This window comes from Candidatus Paracaedibacter symbiosus, from assembly GCF_000757605.1.
In the GTDB taxonomy this organism is placed as follows: Bacteria; Pseudomonadota; Alphaproteobacteria; order Paracaedibacterales; family Paracaedibacteraceae; genus Paracaedibacter_A; species Paracaedibacter_A symbiosus.
The window spans coordinates 171,777-191,321 of record NZ_JQAK01000001.1 but is presented as its reverse complement, the minus strand read 5'-3'; the positions used below and the strand labels follow the sequence as shown (position 1 = coordinate 191,321).

Genomic DNA, 19,545 nt, shown 5'->3' with positions numbered 1-19,545 from the left:
ATACAGGATATCGCATGCATGTTAATTAATTTATCTCTCCCCATAGGCAGTCCTGTAAAGTGCCTCAATCTTTTTAGGGGAGACGTTATAGTTCCAGAGAAGGAATATCAAAATGGTTGCCATAATCTACTCACACTTGAACAGCGATCAACTTATTGATTTTTCATTGAAAAATGGAGAGGGGGAGCTGGCCAGTAATGGGGCACTAAATGTTAGAACTGGCGCCAGGACTGGTCGTTCACCCAAAGATCGTTTTATTATTAAAGATTCCATAACAGAAAATGTGGTAGATTGGGGCGTTATCAATCAACCCTACTCAAATAGTGATTTTGAGCACTTATGGCAAGATGCGTACGATTCATTAAATCGACATGATATTTTTGAGTCTATAAATTGGGTTGGCGCTGACCCAAACCACCGCGTCAGCGTTAAAGTCCAATGTAACCTTGCTTGGCATACCTTATTTTGTAAAACACTATTCATTGCGCCCGACACTGAGACAACACAGCATGATTGGCTGATGGTGAATGCATCTAAATTTGACTTTGACGGCCCTAAATATAACTTACCCGGCTCAGCCGCGATTGTACTGGATTTCACTCACAAACGAATTTTGATCTGTGGCACGCTTTATGCGGGTGAGATGAAAAAGGCGATGTTTTCTGTGCTTAATTTCCTTTATCCACAAAAAAATATTCTGCCCATGCACTGCGCAGCTAACCGATCAGAAGAGGGGCATGTAGCCTTGTTTTTTGGTCTATCTGGCACTGGCAAGACCACCTTGTCTACAGATCCGGCACGTCAACTAATTGGGGATGATGAACATGGTTGGGCTGATGAGGGTGTCTTTAATTTTGAAGGTGGTTGCTATGCAAAATGTATCCATTTATCGGAAAAGAATGAACCCTTGATATGGGCAGCGCTTCGCCACGGAACGTTACTTGAAAACACTGTCTTGAGCCCAACAACTAAAACTCCTGATTTTGCGGATGATTCATTGACAGAAAACATAAGAGCGGCCTATCCACTTGATTTTATCCCAGGACGAGCGTTGAAACTTTTACACCCACAACCGGATAACATTATTTTCCTTACCTGTGACCTTTATGGCGTGCTCCCGCCCGTCTCCAAACTTACCCTTGATCAGGTGGTCTATTATTTCTTGAGTGGCTATACAGCATTAGTTGGTAGTACCGAATTTGGGCATGGTAAAGGTGTTAAGTCAACATTTAGTCAATGTTTTGGCGCACCATTTTTTAGTCGTCATCCTAAAATTTACGCTGATATTTTGATTGAAAAATTAAAGAAAACTGGTGCGCGTGTTTATCTGGTCAATACAGGTTGGCACGGAGGTGCTTATGGGGAGGGGGGGACACGATTTCCCATTAAGACGACCCGTCAGATTGTCTCCAACATTGTTAATAATTCCTTAAATTTTGTGGAATTTAAGAAAACCCATCCCTTTGATCTCTATGTACCAATGGAGGTGCCAGGTATTGATCCAGATTTATTGGATCCAAAAAGGCTGTGGAAAAATGAGTCCGATTATCTGGCAAAAGCGAAAGAGTTAATGGCAAAATTTGAAGAAAATTATCATGCTAAAGGATTTGCCAAAATCTTATAAGGTACTTTGTGTAATATTGCTGATTAGTTTGTAGATTAATAATTTTTACCTATTTTTTTACCTATTGTTAAAATTTATTTTCGATAACGCTAATAGAGTTAATTTATTCAAAACTGTATATTTACTATTGAAGTAGGTTCTGATTAACTAATATGAGGACTATTACTAATATGAGGACTATTATAAGAGTTATGGCCGAAATTATGTATTATTTGCCTTCTACTTTATAGCAAGGGAAGTCCTTGCTATAAAGGCTTAGAAAACGGGACTAAATGTCCTTAAAGAACCAAGAACAGTAGCAGAGGCTAAGTGTTTTTCTTACCTCTCTAGTTAACAATACGGCTCTCAGCAGCACGGAGAGCTGCTTCTCTCATTTCTTCTCTAGAGATCGACTTTGGTCCTTCTTCTTGTGTAGGTGTAGTACTGCCCCAGAAGCGGTTATAGGCATAGTTACCTAAAGACCAAGTGCCATTAACGGCAGATTTACCGCCTGCCAAAGCAATATTGCTTGTAATCTCAGCTGCTTTTAAAGCTACGGTAGCGCCATGCTTGGCGACAAAACCACCAACTGTGACCAAAGCAGCCTTAGCTACTGGGGAGTTCCCAATCATCATTGCCGCGTTTGTGGCTGCTGAGAGAGCGGTAAGGCCTTCAATACCTACTTTAGCTAGTAGATAAGAACTTCCGTAGTAGGTTCCCCAGAACAATGCCGTTGGCCCGTAGAGGTATGTAAGACCTAATCCTGCGGCTGTAGCACCCAACTGAGCTGCACTATACAAATTATCTTTATAAACATTTCCTCCCTCTGCTGGTTGCTCTAATTGGTCTTTCGTTTCTGTCAGAGTGATAGTTTGAGATTTAAGTACTGATTCATTAATTTGTACCCGCTCGTCTTTCCACAATTTTGGGGTCGACTGGTCCAATCTGTTGAACGTCCAAATATTACTCTCCTGGGCAGATACATAGGCACTGTCGAAAGCCATAATTGTTAGAAAACTTGTAATAATTTTTTTCATGTAAATATTTATTCCTATCTTACTTTAATTTAAGATTTTTGTGCTTTAAATTTAAAACTTGACAGTTTTCATGTTGGTATGGTGAATGGATAATTCAAGGGGTCTTCTTTGCATAAACGAAAAAATAGAAATTTTTAATAGCCAGCAGTTATTTGGAATTCCACGGTCTTTAACTAAACACTAGCATATCGCATTGATAGCAATGGGGGACCGAAGCTACCTTAGCAATTGGTTAAGGCGTTTATTGATAAGTCCCGAATAAACACCCTTCGTTGGTGTTGGTAGGAACGAAACATCAATGATCTCTGGCCATTTTTTAGTCGCAAGAATGATATTTTTTACCATTTTTTTTATGCGTGCGGGGTGGATTCCTAGACAGTCAATAGCAAAATAATTGATAAAATCATGGCTGTGCAACATATGCTTTTTTCCATTGAGTGATAACGCCATTTCCTCATCGTCTTTAATTTCTCTTAGAATGGCTGTATTCATCAAATTATAGGCAGGAGACAACTTGACCACTTGATTCTTAGTGATAAGAGAAATGTTTTTCAAATGCATATTGGTATTTCCGACAAGAAAATTGAAAATAACCTGGCAAAATAGCTTTTCTTTTTCCAATAGAGGAAAAGTTGTGTGCTTTTCAATGATTCTAACCACATTTTCTAATGAATTTTGATCTGTTTGCTTCTGAGTCGTCTCCGCCAATTGAGTAAAGTTCTGGGTACATAATTGAAGACGAATGGGACTTTTAAGCGAGGGGCGATCAAAACGACGACTCCAAAAACTAAAAAGGCCATCTGTATTGTAAACTAAGCCATGCAATGGGACATCTAGACCTGCTGATTTTGCTAGACGCATGGTCAAATCCTCATTCTCGGGCAAAGAGGGGTAAAGTAGGCTTGGGGGCTTTAAAATAAAGGTGCTTCCTTTTTCAATAATTTCAAAAATTTCTTTTGTTGGATTGAGTGATACCTTTAGTTTTGGCTGTATTTCATGAGTCCTAAGTTTTTCCATCATGACTTGCGCCTGTTTAATTTGAGCATGGCGGGGATAGGAAAAATCCTTTAAATCCTTAATGTTTTTTGATAACAGTTGCAATCCCTTCTGACTATAACGTTTGCCAGAATCTTTAATAACCTCATAGGTAATCGGACAACGCATTTACTTTTCTCCATCCCACTCACCAGTCATAGCATCAGTTTCTTCTTTGATTAACAAGGGATGGTCAAAGGATAAGCGAATGTTAAGAACATGGCACACTTTCAGCAATGTATCAATCTGCAGTGATTCCTTGCCCGCTTCAATCCCTTGAATGGCAGTGCGGCTTAATCCTGACAATTCGGCTAAATTTTCCTGCGAGAGGCCTGCTTTTTTCCGTAAAAGTGGGATGTGGTAGCCAAGCTTATGGGCCGTTAATTTCATACTATTTGAATGCTTTCTTTCTATTATTTATCATCACGAAGTTTTTTTTCTATCCTATTCTTAATTGTTTTAAAAAAAAGAAGCATTTTGATTTTTTTAACAATCTATATTCGTTTTTTTGAAAAAAGTAGGAGAGGGGCTTTTGCTTCTTTTTTGAAAAAGTGGCTTCCTAGTGTTGCTCCAAAACCTTCATTTCTCACACTTCAAAGTGTAAAATGATTAATCATACCAGATACAAGCAATCAAGGGGCTATACGTGCTTATGAAAAAGCGGGGTTTCAAACAGTGAATGGTGGTCGAATAACTTTGATGCTAAAGGATAAACCGCGAAGAAACGATAAGCAGTCAGCAATATAGCAGTATCGATATCGATAAAACTTATAATCAATATTATGTTAAATTATTAACTAATAGCAACTAACAATCGTGACTATCTGCTATAAAAATTTTCAAAGGTAAACTCACCGTATAATTCTCCTTTCTGAAACTGGACTAGCCCAAATTCAATAACCGGAATCATGGGGTCAAACCAAGACAGAGCATCGTGCTTTTTGGTTCAACATTATAGGGTTGTTCTGCCCCGATTTTGTCAACAAAAAACAAACATAGATCCTCCCATATTGTTGATGGATCAAATGAAGACAACCGTTGCTAGATTTGGCGAGACTGAAGTTCCAATCTGTTCTCTACCCTCACGAATAATAGTATTACGGGGGCTTTCTCCTTCTTCAATTTTTCCAGTCGGCAGATGCCAATGTCCTGCAAAAATTTTTGATGTCGGAGCACGACGTAATTGAGGAAAAGTTGGTACCATACTATGACAGATCATTTTTAGCTCCTACTCAATTGTAAATTAGGGCATGCCCCCCCTTCTTTCTCTTACCAACTATGCCGTTGTTGCATTCATTTTGCTATACGGATCAATCAACATAAAAGCCGGAATGAAATCACCAAAACCAATAATCGGCCCTGAATTAGAGGGAAATTCTTCCTCTTTCAGTATTCGATTGTTGCTGGTTCGTATTCTTGATGATCTCTCTGCTCTTTCCGGCCTTTGAGATCTTTCTTTTACGACCACAGGCGCTTTTTCTTCTTCTGCAATCTCAACCATAAGTGGCGAAATTGTCTTTTTAATCAGATGTTCTAATCGGCTTAATTTTGCTTTTTCTGATTTTGTAACAAAGGTGATAGCTTTACCAGTGTTCCCTGCCCGCCCTGTACGGCCAATACGATGAACGTAGTCTTCGTTGTTAACCGGCATATCAAAGTTGATAACAAGCGTCACACCCGAGACGTCAATCCCGCGCGCTGCCACATCACTCGTTACTAAAATCCTCGACTCGCCTCTTTTAAAACTATCAAGCGCGTCGTTACGGGCATGCTGACTCATATCACCATGAAAAGCCTGTGCCGCATATCCATGGCGCACCAAAGAACGCATTACTATGTCCACATCTCGCTTGCGATTGCAAAAAACAATCGTTGGCTCATTACTTGGGTGTTCTGATAAGATTTTACGCATCACTTTGCGCTTGTTTATTGTGTCAACATGAATTACATGCTGGTCAATAGTATCCGCTGTTTTTGCTTGACGTGTAATAGTAATTTGTTTCGGATTAAGTTGATATTGGCTGGAAATTTGCTGGATTTCTTTAGCAATCGTTGCACTAAATAAAAGGGTTTGCCTAAGTTTAGGCAGCATTGCCAAAATGCGATCAACGTCTGGCATAAAGCCCATGTCAAGCATGCGATCTGCTTCGTCAATCACCACTATCTTAATGTCGATGAGGACCATGCGCCCCCGTTCAAACATATCAATCAATCGACCCGGTGTTGCGATAATAATATCAACGCCTTTTTTCAATTTACGTTCTTGGCTGGTGACGATCTCACCCCCTACCAATAAGACTGTGCTAAGACCTGTACCACCTGCATATTGAATGATGTTTTCTTCAACTTGGGCTGCAAGCTCACGCGTGGGTGCCATAATGATTGCCCGGGGTAAGCGATTTCGCTTGCGGGTATTTTGTAGAATATCGACAATTGGCAAAGCAAAAGAAGCAGTCTTCCCTGTCCCAGTTTGCGCGCAAGCTAGAAGGTCTCTACCTTGCAAAATTTCCGGAATAGCTTCTTGTTGGATTGATGTGGGAAATACATAGCCGATTTCCCGTATTGTTTTTAATAGGTTTTTCGATAAACCTGTTGTTTCAAAACTCATTGATACCTAAATTTCTCTTTTTACATCCAGGCATTCTATTCCCAGATCCCAAATAGGGTTTTTAAAAATTATGTTTTTCTTACTTTATACATTCTATTTATGCATTTTCAATAAATTTACAAGTAAATTCAACATAACATAGAAACCTTATCATAAATTATGACATTTTCTCCACTGAATTCGACAATCATCCCATCAATACCTGGCTGAATGCCCGGTGGCAGGTGTTTAACTGCCTCATCATAATCAAAATCCTGATTCATATGCGTTAAAATCGCCTGTTCTGGCTGTAGCTTTTGAATCAACTCCACTGTTTGAGCAAAAAAAGAATGGGTGGGATGTGGTTTAAAACGCAAACAATCAACAACCCAACATTTTAGCCTACGGAGCTGGCTCAATGATTTATCAGGAATATGATGAAAATCTGTAGAGTAGGCAAAATCCCCAACGCGAAATCCCCACGATACCATATTCCCATGATGTTGGGGAAACGCACACATCTCAATACCTGCGACAACTATCTTTCCTTCGGAAAAAGGATGAACAGTTACAAAACTTGGGTAAAACTCATCCACTTGGCATAAGGCATAAGGATAATTAATTTTGATGCTTTTTAAAGTATGTTCATCGCCGTAAAGAGGAATAGGATGCTTGTTGCGAATGGCAAATTGTCGGAGATCATCAATTCCACGCAGATGGTCTGAATGAGCATGAGTAAAAATCACTGCATCAATGTTAGTGATTCCCGTATCAAGTAACTGTTCGCGCATATCCGGTCCCGCATCAATCAGGATGATTTTTCCTTGAATCTCTAAGAGAATGGAGGCACGTCGGCGGCGATTTCGGGGGTTATTTGGATCGCAATTCCCCCACTCTCCTGTAATAAGTGGGACACCGCCAGAAGAGCCACACCCCAGAATTATAATACGCATTTTGCCCGATAAGCCTTCGTAAAGAGATTGAAGAAGTTATTAGTCGTCGCTTCTGCTAAGTGGGGAAAAGAGAGTTCTTTTAATTCTGCCAGCAATTCAGCCGTGTGAACCGTAAATGCTGGCTCATTACGCTTACCGCGATGAGGAATCGGCGCCAAAAACGGTGAATCTGTCTCCACTAAAATACGATCAAGAGGAACGAATTTAGCAATTTCACGTAGTTCTTCTGCTTTTTTAAAGGTAAGAATCCCTGAGAATGAAATATAGTAGCCAAGCTCAAGAGCTTGGCGCGCTAAATCAGCCGCTCCGCTAAAGCAATGAAATACTCCCTTGGCAGCTGGATATTTCTTTAGACACGCAATCGTATCTTCATCAGCATCTCGAGTGTGAATGATCACAGGTAAACTGAGTTGGATAGAAGCGTCTAAATGCTGCCCAAAAGAATCAATTTGGCTACCTTTTGGGCTATTATTGTAAAAATAGTCTAAGCCTGTCTCACCAATGCCAATGACTTTTGGATGTTGGGCAAGTTTTATAATTTCTGCCTTAAGACCTGGTTTTGCATAGTCTGCCGACTCATGGGGATGCACCCCCACTGAACAAAAAATATTGTCGTATGTATCTGCAATTTTTTGAAGTTCGTGCGCTTCAGATAGCCTTGTATTCACCGTCAACATGGTTTCGATCCCCAGATTATGGGCTCTTTTAATTATGTCTGGTAAATCATTTGAAAATTCTGGAAAGTTCAAATGGCAATGGCTGTCGACTAGCATATTTATTTATTACCCACTAAAAATGGTTTACTTATGGCGGATCAATCTTTAGAAGAAATTCCTCAATCAATCCCTCCTAGGTTAAAATATAGTTTTACTCGAAAAAGTCAGTCTATTCAATATTATTGCTGCTACTTTCTTCCAACTCAACCAAACAGCCTAAACAATCTTTAGGATGCAGAAAAATTACATTTATGCCATGAGCGCCCGGTTTTGGTTCGGTAAGGGGGCGAATTCCCTTCTCTTTTAAATAGGAATGCGCTTGAAAAATATCATCTACTTCAATGCAAAAATGGTGAATACCACCCGTTGGGTTTTTTGCCAGGAAACCAGCAATTGGTGATTTTTCACCAAGAGGAAAAAGCAATTCTATTTTTGTGTTATCCAGATTGACAAACACTGTTGTAACTCCATGCTCTGGCAAATCAGCGGCTTTTGAGACCTGTGCCCCTAAAATATCCCTATAAAAGGAGGTTGCTTGTTCTAAATTAGGAACCGCAATTGCAATATGATTTAATCGTTTAAGCATGATTTCTACCCAAGATAAAGAGAGCCAAAGATGTGAAGCCAGAAATCGACGTCAGATTGGTGAGAAAGAAAGTAACCATTATTGCATTTCGAGCCTTTGAGAGGGGCAGAAAATTGCCACGTTGCTTAACCTCTCCAAAATGACACTATCTGAATGACAAAAAATTCAACGATATCTATCAATCTCAACTCCTACACTTGTCACGTTAGGATAAACTGCCAATTTCTCAACACTTACCCAAACACGATAAACGCTTGAATTTTCAAAACAAATTCGGCAAATTTCTGCCGCTAAAGACTCAACAAGTTCAATGTGACCTTTATTCACAAAAGCCTCAATTTCTTTGATAAGTTTGTTATAGCAGACATATCTAAAATTTTCATCAATAGGCGCCAAAAGACGTGCATAGCATTTTATAGAAATCTGAACAGGCTGTTTTTCTTGTTTCTCATAATCAAAAACACCAATAAAACATGGCAAGACCAGCTCTCGAACGGAAATAACCCAAACATTATTATGGTTTTCTACCTCCCTATTTTCAGAATGTGAAGGGGGGACCCGGGTAACTTCAGTCATTAATCTTCCCTCACTTTAGCATCTTTTGGCATAGCCCAGCCTAGGTGTTGGCCGCCATCAACGGCAATCATTTGGCCTGTAACTGAAGGTGCGCTTAAGAAAAACCTAGCTGCGGCACATATTTCCTCAATACTTCCCCCTCGCCTTAAGGGCATGCTGCGACATTGTTCAGCAAACTGTGCCTCAGTTTGGTTTTCGTTACGCAAAGTTGGTCCCGGCCCAATAGCATTCACGCGAATAGTGGGGGCTAAAGCTAAAGCCAATGTTTGGGTTAGCCCCCACAATCCAACTTTACTCAAACTATACGTTATATAATGGGGAGTTAGATTCCAAACCCGCTGATCAATAATGTTAAGAATCAGCCCCTCTTTGGTTTGGTTGGCAAAATCTTGGGCAAGTATAAAAGGTGCACGCAGATTGGGTTCTAGATGATAATCCCAGCTGTTTCGCGTTGCTGATGTAATGCTGTCATATTTGAAGGTCGAGGCATTGTTAACAAGAACCGAAATAGGCTTAACCACATCCAAAAGCTTTGAAAAAACCTCGCAAACCTCTTTCTCGCACGACAAATCTGCCTGAATCAGGTAGGCTTTTCGACCGAGTGCACGAATTTCTTCCGCTAAAGTCCCCGCCTCTTGTTCTGAGGCGTGATAGTGCACACAAACATCAAAACCGTTGGCAGCAAAGTCAAGTGCGAGTCCTCGCCCTATTCGCTTAGCCGCGCCTGTAATTAAAACTGTTTGGGGCACTATTGAGTCCTTTACATTGTTATGCTTATGATTGCAATTATGAAGACTTTAAAGAAGACGCAGTGATCCATGTATATTTTAAATAAAGCACGGATTTACCCCACAGCGCTTTTGCCGCTCGCACAATGGCGGGCGAAGAAAATGGTGAGATTTTGGAAAATCTAGTCTTCGTCAGCCATCACTTCATCATCTAACAACTCATCCTCATTTTGATCTTGTGAAGATACTGCTTGGTGTTGAGTTGTTTGATCGTGCGAAACAGTTTCCGCTGTGGCTGTCTCAATTACAAAACCGAGAACCATGAAAAAGTTTAGCATTTTTGTTATATGTGAAAGGCTCATTTTTATCTCCGAAATTTAAAATCCTCTGCAGTATATAATTCTTCAAAAATACTGTCTAGCTTTATTAAGGTTGTTTATGCGCCAAATCATAATATCAGAAATATGCGACCACTTGCCAGTCAAAATGCCAGAAAGAATGAGAATACGGGCCTCTTTTTGTTGAAATTCCTTGATAATTCCTGGGGACTTATCATCAAGTATGCCCGTCCCCAGAGGTTGCAATGGAGGCTGTAAACTCGCTTTTAGGGCTTCAGGCACTGAGTGCATAGCACTTTTAACAAATTCGGCATTGTCACGAAAGTTGTCGTCTTGAGAGTCTATCCCCTCCACATTCTCCCAAATTTACAAAACGTCGGGGGTGGCACATCAAGAAATAAAGTCGTATCAAATTCTACTGGCCATAATCTCGTCTCTTCAAGTATTTTGAGTATAAATAATCAATATCAATATTTTCCCTTTAAATTATCTTCAAAATTTACTATGTATCTAATACAATAACAGAGAAAAACTAAGACAATGAAATTTCTAGACCAAGTAAAAATATATCTTCGATCTGGCAAAGGTGGCAACGGATCCTGCAGTTTTCGCCGTGAGAAGTTTATTGAATTTGGCGGCCCTGACGGCGGTAATGGCGGTCGAGGAGCAGATATTGTCATTGAAGCTGTTGAAAATCTAAATACGCTTATTGACTATCGTTATCAGCAACATTTCCGGGCCGAAAATGGCAGAAATGGTGCTGGACGCAATAGAACGGGCGCGGATGGCAAGACACTTGTTCTAAAGGTTCCCGTCGGCACCCAAATCCTTGATGATGATAAAGAAACCCTAATTGTTGACATGGTTGAGCCAGGTCAACGTTTTGTCATTGCCCATGGGGGTGATGGTGGTTTTGGAAACCTCCACTTTAAAACATCTACTAATCAGGCGCCGACTAAGACGATACCGGGTTGGGATGGGCAAGAAATGTGGGTGTGGATGCGATTAAAGCTAATCGCTGACGCAGGTCTTGTGGGCCTCCCAAATGCCGGAAAATCAACTTTTCTAGCAGCAGTGACTCGGGCAAAACCTAAAATCGCTGATTATCCGTTTACAACATTAGCTCCCCAATTGGGCGTTGTTTATGTCCATGACCAGGAATTTGTGTTGGCGGACCTTCCTGGCTTGATTGAAAATGCCCATGAAGGGGCCGGGCTGGGACATCGCTTTCTGGGACACGTAGAGCGTTGCGAAGTCATTTTACATTTGATTGATGGCACAAGCGAAGAGGTTGTGGAAGCTTATACAACAATCCGTAATGAACTCGACCAATATGGCTATGGCTTGAGCGAAAAAATGGAAGTTGTTGGTCTTAATAAATGCGATGCCTTAACAGAAGAAGAAATAGCAGAAAAGCTTACCGCGTTGAAAAAAGCCTGTGGACATAACAAAATTTTTGCCACCAGTGGTGCAACAGGTCAAAATGTCCAACCCATTTTAGCAGAACTTCTTACCCACATTAACAACAGCCGACGACGACGGGAGCGTGCTGCCGTTGAAGAAAAACCTTACCATCCATTGGGCTGATGCGCGAATGCACATACTGCCCTCCAAATGATCATGCTGAACTGAATTCAGCATTTACTGATGAGAGTGGGATCCTGAAATAAATTCAGGATGACCAACATATCAGTATATTCCAAACAACTTTTGTTAAAAAGCCGGAGTCAACTATGTTAAAAAAATTATTGGGAACTCTCCTTATTGTATCTGCGTTCGTTGCCGGTTGTTCAGATGAAAACACCAAATCTGCTGCTGCTGAAAAAGGAGTTTATTCCGTGGCAACCAGTGCGGATTATCCCCCTTTTGAATTTTTACAAGATGGTAAAATTGTTGGTTTTGACATCGATTTAGCTCAAGCTATTGCGGATAAACTTGGCATCAAAATCCAAGTGAATGATATGTCATTTGATGGTATTTTGGGATCTTTAAAGTCGAGCAGAACGGATTTAGCCGTGTCTGCTCTCACCGCTACGCCAGAGAGAAAAGAAGCTGTTGATTTTTCTGAAGAATATTACACAACTGCGCGGGTTCTAGTATGCAGTGATCTCTCACCTGTGCGCAATATTACGGATCTCACAGGGATGGCTCTGGGGGTTCAAGCTGGATCAATTTATGAAATCTATGCTAATAGTGATTTAAAGGAAAAAGCAGCGGGTGTCACGATTAAGACGCTACCGCGGGTCCCCGAATTGGTTCAAGAACTTAAAACGCGGCGGATAAGCTGTATTCTTGTGGGACAAAAAGAAGCTGAAATCTTGATGAAAAACAATGAAGGTTTGCGCCTTGTTCCACTTGGGGATGATGATAATGCAGGTTTTGCTATTGCCATGCCTAAAGGGTCGGTTTTAAAAGAGAAGGTTAATCAAGCCTTGGCTGAATTAAATGCTGATGGTACGATTGAGAAACTAAAACAGAAGTGGCTTCAGAAATGACCCTCAATTTTGCGGCAATTGCCCCTTCTATTCCTATGATTTTAGAAGGGTTAATCGTCACCTTAAAATTCACTTTCACATCACTTGCTTGTGGTTTGCCGCTGGGTTTTTTGTTGGCATTGGCAAAGGTATCTCCTCAAAAGGTATTGCGCAGCTTTGCTCAAGGGTATACCTCTATTTTTCGAGGCACACCGCTTTTAGTGCAGTTGGGGTTGATTTATTATGCAACCCCCCAGCTAACTGGTTATACCATTTCAGCTTTTGAGGCTGGTGTTTTGACTTTTTCTCTAAATTCAGCCGCTTATTCTTCTGAAATTATTCGAGCGGGGATTGAGTCCGTTGATATTGGTCAATGGGAAGCAGCCAGAGTATTGGGCTTAAGCCGAAAGCAACTGTTACTGGGTATTATTTTGCCCCAAGCCATTCGCAATGTTCTGCCAGCAATTGTAAATGAAATGGTTGATTTATTAAAAGAATCTGCCCTTGTTTCGACGATTGGAGAAGCCGATCTGTTACGACAGGCGCAAAAGGTTGCCAGCGAAAAATATCTTTACTTTGAACCCCTGGTTATTGCTGCTGCTTGTTATTATGTGATGGTAATGTTGATCAGTTTTTGTGCCAAAAAACTAGAACAGAAGCTCCGCTATGCTTAAGATTAATGCTGTCTCTAAAACTATTAACGATCTCAAGATTTTGGATTCAATCTCTTGCGACTTAGACAACGGTCAAATTGTTGCCTTACTTGGCCCTTCAGGGAGTGGCAAATCAACGCTATTGCGTTGTTTAAGCCGCCTCACCTCTCTTTCAGCAGGCAAAATTCTCTATAACGGCACTCCTATTGAAGCATTGGCACCAAGCAAAATTGGTGTGGTTTTTCAAAGTTTTAACTTGTTCCCCCATATGACTGCAGAAAAAAACCTTACTTATGCGCCCGTCAAGTTAAAGCAAATGGCAGAATCAGAGACGAAAAACAGAGCTGTGCAGCTTTTGGAACAGTTTGGATTGAGTGATAAAAAAGATTTATATCCAGGGCAATTATCTGGGGGGCAAAAACAGCGTGTCGCGATTGCCAGAGCTTTGATGATGGATCCGGATATTTTGTTGTTTGATGAACCCACCTCTGCCCTTGATCCAGAAATGGTAGAGGACGTTGCGCAGCTGATTTTAAAGTCAAAGCGCGGTGACCGGTTGATCATCATGGCAACGCATGAACTCAAAATCTGTAAGTTGATTGCCGATCATATCCTATTTTTAAATCAAGGAAAATTGGTTGAAAATTGCGGTACTACACAGTTTTTTAATGCACCAACCAGTGCTAGGGCCAAAACGTTTATCGATAAAATGAAGGTGTAATTTTTTAAAGCGGCTCGTTTTATTTAATCTTAAGAAGAGGGAAAAAACCAAAGCCCCTCTGACTATCACCGTGAAGTCTGGTCCGGAGGGAGTACTCGGCATTGTTGATTATAGGTTGACCTTGGCTGTCATGGTCAGCTCCCCCCTCTAATACTGAATATCATACCGGGTACTAGGCCCCTCGCCAGGAAGTTTATAAAGGATTCCTTTCTCAAGAAGATCAGCAAGATCGCGTGTGGCAGTGGCTTTGGAACAGCCTGTCAAACTCATGTATTTTTTTGCGCTGATGCCGCCTGTAAATCCTGAAGGCCCCTCTTCAAACATTCGGTGGATCACTTTTTCTTGTCGTATGTTTATATGACTGGCATAATCGCGCCAAAATTTGGCTTTCTTCAGAATGAATAGAATGAGGTTTTTAGATTCAAGTTGAGATTTGTAAAGAATGTTCACAAAAAAGTCGATCCACTCTGTTATCTCCAAAGAATAACCGCTGCACAAATTAAGCATGCGATAATATTCTTTGCGATTGCTTTGGATTGTACTTGATATACTAAACAAAACAGGGGACCCAATATCTTGTGAAAGGGCTTTTTCAGCAATTGCACGCCCAATACGACCATTTCCATCTATAAAGGGATGGATACTTTCAAAATAGAGATGGGCGATAGCGGCGCGAACGGGGCCAGGTAAATAAGGATCTCCTTTTGACTGAGTTTGATTGTACCATGCCAAAAAGCGCTCCATTTCCGCTTCAACTTGGTCGGCAGGAGGTGCTTCATAATACACTTTCTCGCGCCCGATGGCGCCAGCAATAATTTGCATTGCCTCAGAATTTTTTCGCCAACTCCCAATTTCCTCCACGGAAGAGGTCTCATCCATCATCACCATCCGATGCCACCTAAATAGCATGTCTTTGGTAAGCGGTTGATTAAATGTATGGCGTGCATCTAGCATCAACTCTGCAATTCCCTTGGCTCTGTCATCCGAAACATTCATATCGGCATGCGGAAGCCCCAAATTTAATCGAATTGAAGATCGTACATCATCCGCCTGAAGAATTTCCCCTTCTATTTCGGAAGTTTTGGTGGATTCAAGAACCATTAAATCAATGAGAAGGTCGGTAAATGAAGCATCCGGCAGCTGGCTCACCGCCCCTGCTAACAGACTAACTTCTTGCGCATACTGATAAAGAATAGTTTGGACGTTGGAAAGATTGTACTCAAAGTGAGGCCATTCAGGATTTTGCCAGTTATAACGCATAGTAGCTGTGCCTTTAATAGGATATGATTATTATATACCATTAAATCGGCTCAAAAAAATAGTTATTTGAGCTAATAGTGCTCTTTAATCGGCTCTTTTTTTGCTTTGAGCCGATTAAAGGCTGTATCGGCTCGTTTATTTGTTAAAAATGAATCGATACAACGAGAAAATCGGCTCAGATATATAAAATAGTCCTCATGAGAGCGGTATTTTCTCCTATCGCGCTCCATTTTAATTGGAGTATTAAGATCACTCATTAACTATTGTGTAAAAACCGTTCCACTTCAAGCGCCGCCATACATCCCTGCCCTGCAGCTGTGACGGCTTGACGAAAGACTTTATCTTGTACGTCACCAGCAGCAAAAACACCTTCAATATTTGTGCCAGTCGCGCCATTTTTCACTAAAATATATCCTTCCTCATCCAGGTTGATTTGCCCTTTAAAAAGATCACTCATGGGTGTATGGCCAATGGCGATAAAGACACCATCAACGTCAATATATTGCATTTCATTGGTCTTAACATTCATTAGGCGAACTTTATTAACGCTTTTAGGAGAATCAGTGCCCATAATCTCATCAATGGCTGAATCCCAAATAATGCGAATCTTTTGGTTTTTAAAGAGACGTTCCTGAGCTATTTTTTCCGCGCGCAAACTATCCCGACGATGCACCAAAATCACTTCTTCAGCAAAATTTGTCAGATAAATTGCTTCTTCAACGGCTGTATTGCCCCCACCCACAACCATAACTTTTTTTCCTTTATAGAAAAAACCATCACACGTGGCACAACCAGAAACGCCGTAACCACGGAATTTTTCTTCAGACTCCAGCCCCAGCCAACGTGCCTGCGCGCCGGTAGAGATGATAACTGTTTCAGCCTCAATAAGGTCCCCCCCATCAGTCCAGCATTTGAACGGACGGCTGGAAAAATCAACTTTATCAATCATATCCTCAATCATTTCGGCACCCACATGCTCGGCCTGAGCCCGCATTTGCTCCATTAACCAAGGGCCTTGAATGACCTCAGCAAACCCTGGGTAGTTTTCCACATCAGTTGTAATTGTTAGCTGTCCACCAGGTTGTAGCCCTAAAGCCTGAATCGGTTTCAAATTAGCACGAGCTGCATAAACGGCTGCCGTATAGCCAGCTGGACCTGAGCCAATAATCAAGACTTTTGTCTTTTTCGTGTCTGTCATTTTATTCTCTCGTTTTGTAACCTATAATTGATGCATATTGTGGGGAATTTTTCAGAAAAAATCGAGCTTAATATTTGGGGCATGCTAGGATTTGTTCGTATGATCATTCCTTATCCCCCTCATACCAACAAATCCGAGAGCCTTCCTATGGTAATCCCCTCATAAAAAAGAGGTATTTTAAAGTAGAATTGTCAAAAGCCTCACGATGTAGCTTTTGTGTAGGCGTTATTCCGCTTAGATTTTAACTGATGTCTTAAATCAGACTAAAAAAAGCCCTCTATCGGGGAGCGTTCATTTACTCATTTGATAATCGATAACGCGGGCCGATCCGGATCATACTGACACAGGCAGCAACGATGGATAAAATCGCCGCTCCATATAAGACGATGCGCGTCGGGCCGGCTGCGACTAAGCCAAAAACAAGTGATACAAGCGCCGCTCCCACTGTTTGGCCAAGCAGTCTGGCGGTCCCCAGCATGCCGCTAGCCGAACCGCTGCGATTATCTGGTGCTGAACCTAAAATTGCTCGGTTGTTAGGCGACTGGAACAACCCAAATCCGGCCCCACATATAGACATTCGCCACATAATACTGGCGTCCGTTGCATCAGCCGATAAGCCTGCCAGCAAATAAAGTCCCGCAGAGAAAATCAGGAGTCCTATCCCCCCCAGAACCCCAACAGAATAGCGGTCGGCTAGTCTTCCGGCGAGAGGTGCCGTAATCGCCGTTGCAATCGGCCAAGGGGTCATCAACAATCCCGTTTGAACTTCATTACGTAACAACACATATTGCATAAAAAATGGTAAGCTGGTGAATGCTGCCATCTGAGCGATAAATGAGCAAATCGATGTGGCAATAGAAGACGCAAAAAGTGGGATTTTAAAGAGGTCAACGGGAAAAAGTGGTGCCTCAACGGTCAGCTCTCTGCGAATTAGAACAACTCCCATCCCAAAAGCAAAAAGCAAGCCACTGGCTACCTGAATCAATTTCCCTTGATGTCCAACACCGTCAATACTGATGATCAAAATCGAAATCGTCATTGCGCATAAAACAGCATTTGCCCAATCAAAGGTATAACCATTATGGGAATCAGGCAGGTGTGTGGTGGCAATCCGTAGCGCTACAAGACCGATCGGCACGTTGATCGCAAACAACCACTCCCACGTTCCAATGGCTAAAATACCGGCGGCAATCGTAGGGCCAAGTGCCGCAGAGACGGCCACAATAAAGGCGTTGAGACCTATCCCCCGCCCTAATTCTTTTTTAGGATAAATCAGGCGAATAATCGCCGCATTTACGCTCAGAATCCCAGCAGCACCAATTCCTTGCAAGACGCGTGCGAGAGTTAAAGCAGGTAGACTTGATGAAATTGCACAAGCAAGGGAAGCAGCTGAAAAAATAGCTAACCCAGCACAATATACTTTGCGATAGCCAACAATATCACCCAAGGAAGAAAGCGGTAATAAACAGATACTGAGCGTCAACTGATAGGCATTAATAACCCAGATCGAACTGTTGGGAGTGGAGTTTAAATCCCGCGCAATAGTCGGCAGCGCCACATTCGCAATAGTGCTATCCAGAGTTGACATCGTAATTGCCAAGGCAATCGTTAGCATCGCCCACCGCCGATCAATCAGCGGTAATCCATCTGTTTTTTCCATGGATATCATTCCCAGCAAAAAATTAACTCTAGATTTATTTTAGAAGATATTGTTTAAACAATCCTAAATAATATTATTTTAATTAAATTTTAAAAGGTTTTTATAATGGCATCAAAATTTGTTCTCACCGCTTTCTTGGGGCTGTCCTTGCAAACTATCACCGCATCAGTAAAGGCCACTGATATCCATGACACGCAATTGGATATAGCACCTTCTCATCAACAAATAGCACAACTTTACGAGGAATTCTTTGCTGAGCCTGTCTCTTTTGATTTTAAGCATATCGATAATAGCAAAACACCAGCCCTTATTAGGCAAATTTGTGATAAAGGGATATTCGATTGTGACCGGCTTTTAAATATATTAAACCATGAAACCCTTGCTTGCCCCCTTGATCCAACTACTCATATTTCATCGATAAAACAATATTATGAAGTGATGAAAAACCAAACAGAAAATCTTGAGGAACTCTCTAATTTTAGCGAACTCCTCCTTATAACTTTCTTCATGCAACTCCGGGATCAAGGTTTCCAAGCTACAAAGTTGACAGATCCTGTGCTACAAAAAGCTGGCGATCGTCTAGCTTACGATGCATTACTAATCAACACTCTTTCTCTTCAACGGTGATAATGACTAGATTCTGTGCACCTCATACACACAAAGAGGATTTTGAGCCAATTTTAGCTGAAAATGATGCCAACTTTCGATGTCGTCATTTACCTAATCCAAGAATTTTGGAGGAACTTGCAAGCAAAATGGACCCATACGGATCTCAAAAGAAATCTTGGGATAGCTTAAAAAAGGGGCAACAAAGCCCCTTCCCTTTACACTTTCCCATAGATTTTGAGAAGGAAAGTAAGGTCTTCTGCATCTTCGTACAACCGTTCGTCACGTTTGGAGCCCCCGGCATGACCCGCCCCCATATGCATTTTCAACAAAATAGGTTGATGACCAGTGTTATACTCTCGCAGCTTTGCGACCCATTTGGTTGGCTCCCAATAGGTGACACGGGGATCCGTCAACCCCCCTGTCACATAGATCGCTGGATAGGTTTGAGGCTTAACATTATCATAAGGTGAATAACTCAAAATATAATTGAAATAAGATTCTTCCCTGGGATTGCCCCACTCAACAAACTCACCCGGTGTCAACGGTAATTGTTCATCCAACATGGTGTTCATCACATCGACAAAGGGCACATGAGCAATAATTGCCTTGAATAGATCAGGGCGATCATTCGCAATGGCCCCCATCAACATTCCCCCAGCGCTACCACCCATGGCTGAGATGGATCCTTTCTTCGTATAGCCCGCTTTGATCAAGTGTTCTGCTGAATCGATAAAGTCGTTAAAGGTGTTTTTCTTATTCAACATTTTGCCGTCAAGATACCACTGATACCCCAGATCATCACCTCCACGAA

At 41.5% G+C, this 19,545-nt stretch carries 22 protein-coding genes; 6 read left to right on the top strand and 16 right to left on the bottom strand.

The features are described from left to right. Window positions 1-106: 106 nt before the first annotated feature. The gene (locus IG80_RS0100935) at window positions 107-1,624 is read left to right on the top strand and encodes a phosphoenolpyruvate carboxykinase (ATP) (RefSeq protein WP_320408878.1); all 1,518 of its coding nucleotides are present in this window, start codon (window positions 107-109) and stop codon (window positions 1,622-1,624) included. A 326-nt stretch (window positions 1,625-1,950) separates the two neighbouring features. Here the strand turns inward: IG80_RS0100935 and IG80_RS0100930 are convergent, their stop codons facing one another. The 12 genes from IG80_RS0100930 to IG80_RS0100875 all read right to left on the bottom strand — a co-directional run bounded on the left by IG80_RS0100930 (window position 1,951) and on the right by IG80_RS0100875 (window position 10,450). Further along, window positions 1,951-2,640 carry a hypothetical protein gene (locus IG80_RS0100930; RefSeq protein ID WP_032112215.1) on the bottom strand — a complete coding sequence of 230 codons (690 nt, stop codon included), beginning with the start codon at window positions 2,638-2,640 and terminating at the stop codon, window positions 1,951-1,953. A gap of 216 nt (window positions 2,641-2,856) precedes the next feature. Next, window positions 2,857-3,804 (bottom strand): HipA domain-containing protein, encoded by a 948-nt coding sequence (locus IG80_RS0100925; protein ID WP_032112214.1) that lies wholly within the window; start codon window positions 3,802-3,804, stop codon window positions 2,857-2,859. Beyond that, on the bottom strand, window positions 3,805-4,065 hold the full coding sequence (locus IG80_RS0100920) for a helix-turn-helix domain-containing protein (RefSeq protein ID WP_052045818.1): 261 nt from the start codon (window positions 4,063-4,065) through the stop codon (window positions 3,805-3,807). Window positions 4,066-4,696: 631 nt separating this feature from the next. Beyond that, window positions 4,697-4,894 (bottom strand): NUDIX domain-containing protein, encoded by a 198-nt coding sequence (locus tag IG80_RS0100915; protein WP_032112213.1) that lies wholly within the window; start codon window positions 4,892-4,894, stop codon window positions 4,697-4,699. A gap of 57 nt (window positions 4,895-4,951) precedes the next feature. Continuing rightward, on the bottom strand, window positions 4,952-6,283 hold the full coding sequence (locus IG80_RS0100910; protein ID WP_032112212.1) for a DEAD/DEAH box helicase: 1,332 nt from the start codon (window positions 6,281-6,283) through the stop codon (window positions 4,952-4,954). Window positions 6,284-6,411: 128 nt separating this feature from the next. Continuing rightward, window positions 6,412-7,215: an MBL fold metallo-hydrolase gene (locus IG80_RS0100905; RefSeq protein WP_052045816.1), complete on the bottom strand. Its 804-nt coding sequence runs from the start codon at window positions 7,213-7,215 to the stop codon at window positions 6,412-6,414. Then, window positions 7,203-7,988 carry a TatD family hydrolase gene (locus IG80_RS0100900; protein ID WP_032112211.1) on the bottom strand — a complete coding sequence of 262 codons (786 nt, stop codon included), beginning with the start codon at window positions 7,986-7,988 and terminating at the stop codon, window positions 7,203-7,205. Before IG80_RS0100900 ends, IG80_RS0100905 begins: the two co-directional genes overlap by 13 nt. Before the next feature lie 112 nt (window positions 7,989-8,100). Beyond that, the gene (gene mce / locus IG80_RS0100895) at window positions 8,101-8,517 is read right to left on the bottom strand and encodes a methylmalonyl-CoA epimerase (RefSeq protein WP_032112210.1); all 417 of its coding nucleotides are present in this window, start codon (window positions 8,515-8,517) and stop codon (window positions 8,101-8,103) included. Between the two features lie 165 nt (window positions 8,518-8,682). Next, window positions 8,683-9,093 carry a dihydroneopterin aldolase gene (locus IG80_RS0100890; protein WP_032112209.1) on the bottom strand — a complete coding sequence of 137 codons (411 nt, stop codon included), beginning with the start codon at window positions 9,091-9,093 and terminating at the stop codon, window positions 8,683-8,685. Then, window positions 9,093-9,842 (bottom strand): SDR family oxidoreductase, encoded by a 750-nt coding sequence (locus IG80_RS0100885; RefSeq protein WP_032112208.1) that lies wholly within the window; start codon window positions 9,840-9,842, stop codon window positions 9,093-9,095. The genes IG80_RS0100890 and IG80_RS0100885 overlap by 1 nt, the downstream gene beginning before the upstream one ends. A gap of 161 nt (window positions 9,843-10,003) precedes the next feature. After that, window positions 10,004-10,159 carry a hypothetical protein gene (locus tag IG80_RS0100880; RefSeq protein WP_232224298.1) on the bottom strand — a complete coding sequence of 52 codons (156 nt, stop codon included), beginning with the start codon at window positions 10,157-10,159 and terminating at the stop codon, window positions 10,004-10,006. Between the two features lie 66 nt (window positions 10,160-10,225). Beyond that, window positions 10,226-10,450 (bottom strand): hypothetical protein, encoded by a 225-nt coding sequence (locus tag IG80_RS0100875; protein WP_232224297.1) that lies wholly within the window; start codon window positions 10,448-10,450, stop codon window positions 10,226-10,228. 249 nt (window positions 10,451-10,699) lie between these two features. Between IG80_RS0100875 and obgE the strand changes: the two genes are divergently transcribed. From obgE to IG80_RS0100855, 4 genes are all read left to right on the top strand, one after another. Next, window positions 10,700-11,746 carry a GTPase ObgE gene (obgE, locus tag IG80_RS0100870; RefSeq protein ID WP_032112205.1) on the top strand — a complete coding sequence of 349 codons (1,047 nt, stop codon included), beginning with the start codon at window positions 10,700-10,702 and terminating at the stop codon, window positions 11,744-11,746. 146 nt (window positions 11,747-11,892) lie between these two features. After that, complete coding sequence (locus IG80_RS0100865; protein ID WP_032112204.1) at window positions 11,893-12,654, top strand: transporter substrate-binding domain-containing protein; 762 nt, start codon at window positions 11,893-11,895, stop codon at window positions 12,652-12,654. Then, window positions 12,651-13,307: an amino acid ABC transporter permease gene (locus IG80_RS0100860; protein WP_032112203.1), complete on the top strand. Its 657-nt coding sequence runs from the start codon at window positions 12,651-12,653 to the stop codon at window positions 13,305-13,307. Before IG80_RS0100865 ends, IG80_RS0100860 begins: the two co-directional genes overlap by 4 nt. Then, window positions 13,300-14,007 carry an amino acid ABC transporter ATP-binding protein gene (locus IG80_RS0100855; protein ID WP_032112202.1) on the top strand — a complete coding sequence of 236 codons (708 nt, stop codon included), beginning with the start codon at window positions 13,300-13,302 and terminating at the stop codon, window positions 14,005-14,007. The genes IG80_RS0100860 and IG80_RS0100855 overlap by 8 nt, the downstream gene beginning before the upstream one ends. A gap of 147 nt (window positions 14,008-14,154) precedes the next feature. On the opposite strand, the gene IG80_RS0100850 is transcribed toward IG80_RS0100855, so the two are convergent. The 3 genes from IG80_RS0100850 to IG80_RS0100835 all read right to left on the bottom strand — a co-directional run bounded on the left by IG80_RS0100850 (window position 14,155) and on the right by IG80_RS0100835 (window position 18,131). Further along, entirely contained in the window at window positions 14,155-15,267 is a 1,113-nt protein-coding gene (locus IG80_RS0100850) for a Fic family protein (RefSeq protein ID WP_032112201.1), read from the bottom strand. A gap of 256 nt (window positions 15,268-15,523) precedes the next feature. Next, window positions 15,524-16,465: a thioredoxin-disulfide reductase gene (gene trxB / locus IG80_RS0100840; RefSeq protein WP_032112199.1), complete on the bottom strand. Its 942-nt coding sequence runs from the start codon at window positions 16,463-16,465 to the stop codon at window positions 15,524-15,526. Between the two features lie 295 nt (window positions 16,466-16,760). Continuing rightward, window positions 16,761-18,131 (bottom strand): MFS transporter, encoded by a 1,371-nt coding sequence (locus tag IG80_RS0100835; RefSeq protein ID WP_032113225.1) that lies wholly within the window; start codon window positions 18,129-18,131, stop codon window positions 16,761-16,763. Between the two features lie 99 nt (window positions 18,132-18,230). Between IG80_RS0100835 and IG80_RS0100830 the strand changes: the two genes are divergently transcribed. Beyond that, complete coding sequence (locus tag IG80_RS0100830; RefSeq protein ID WP_032112198.1) at window positions 18,231-18,752, top strand: hypothetical protein; 522 nt, start codon at window positions 18,231-18,233, stop codon at window positions 18,750-18,752. 197 nt (window positions 18,753-18,949) lie between these two features. Here the strand turns inward: IG80_RS0100830 and IG80_RS12250 are convergent. Beyond that, a partial coding sequence (locus IG80_RS12250) for a prolyl oligopeptidase family serine peptidase (protein WP_032112197.1) occupies window positions 18,950-19,545 on the bottom strand: 596 nt, incomplete at its 5' end.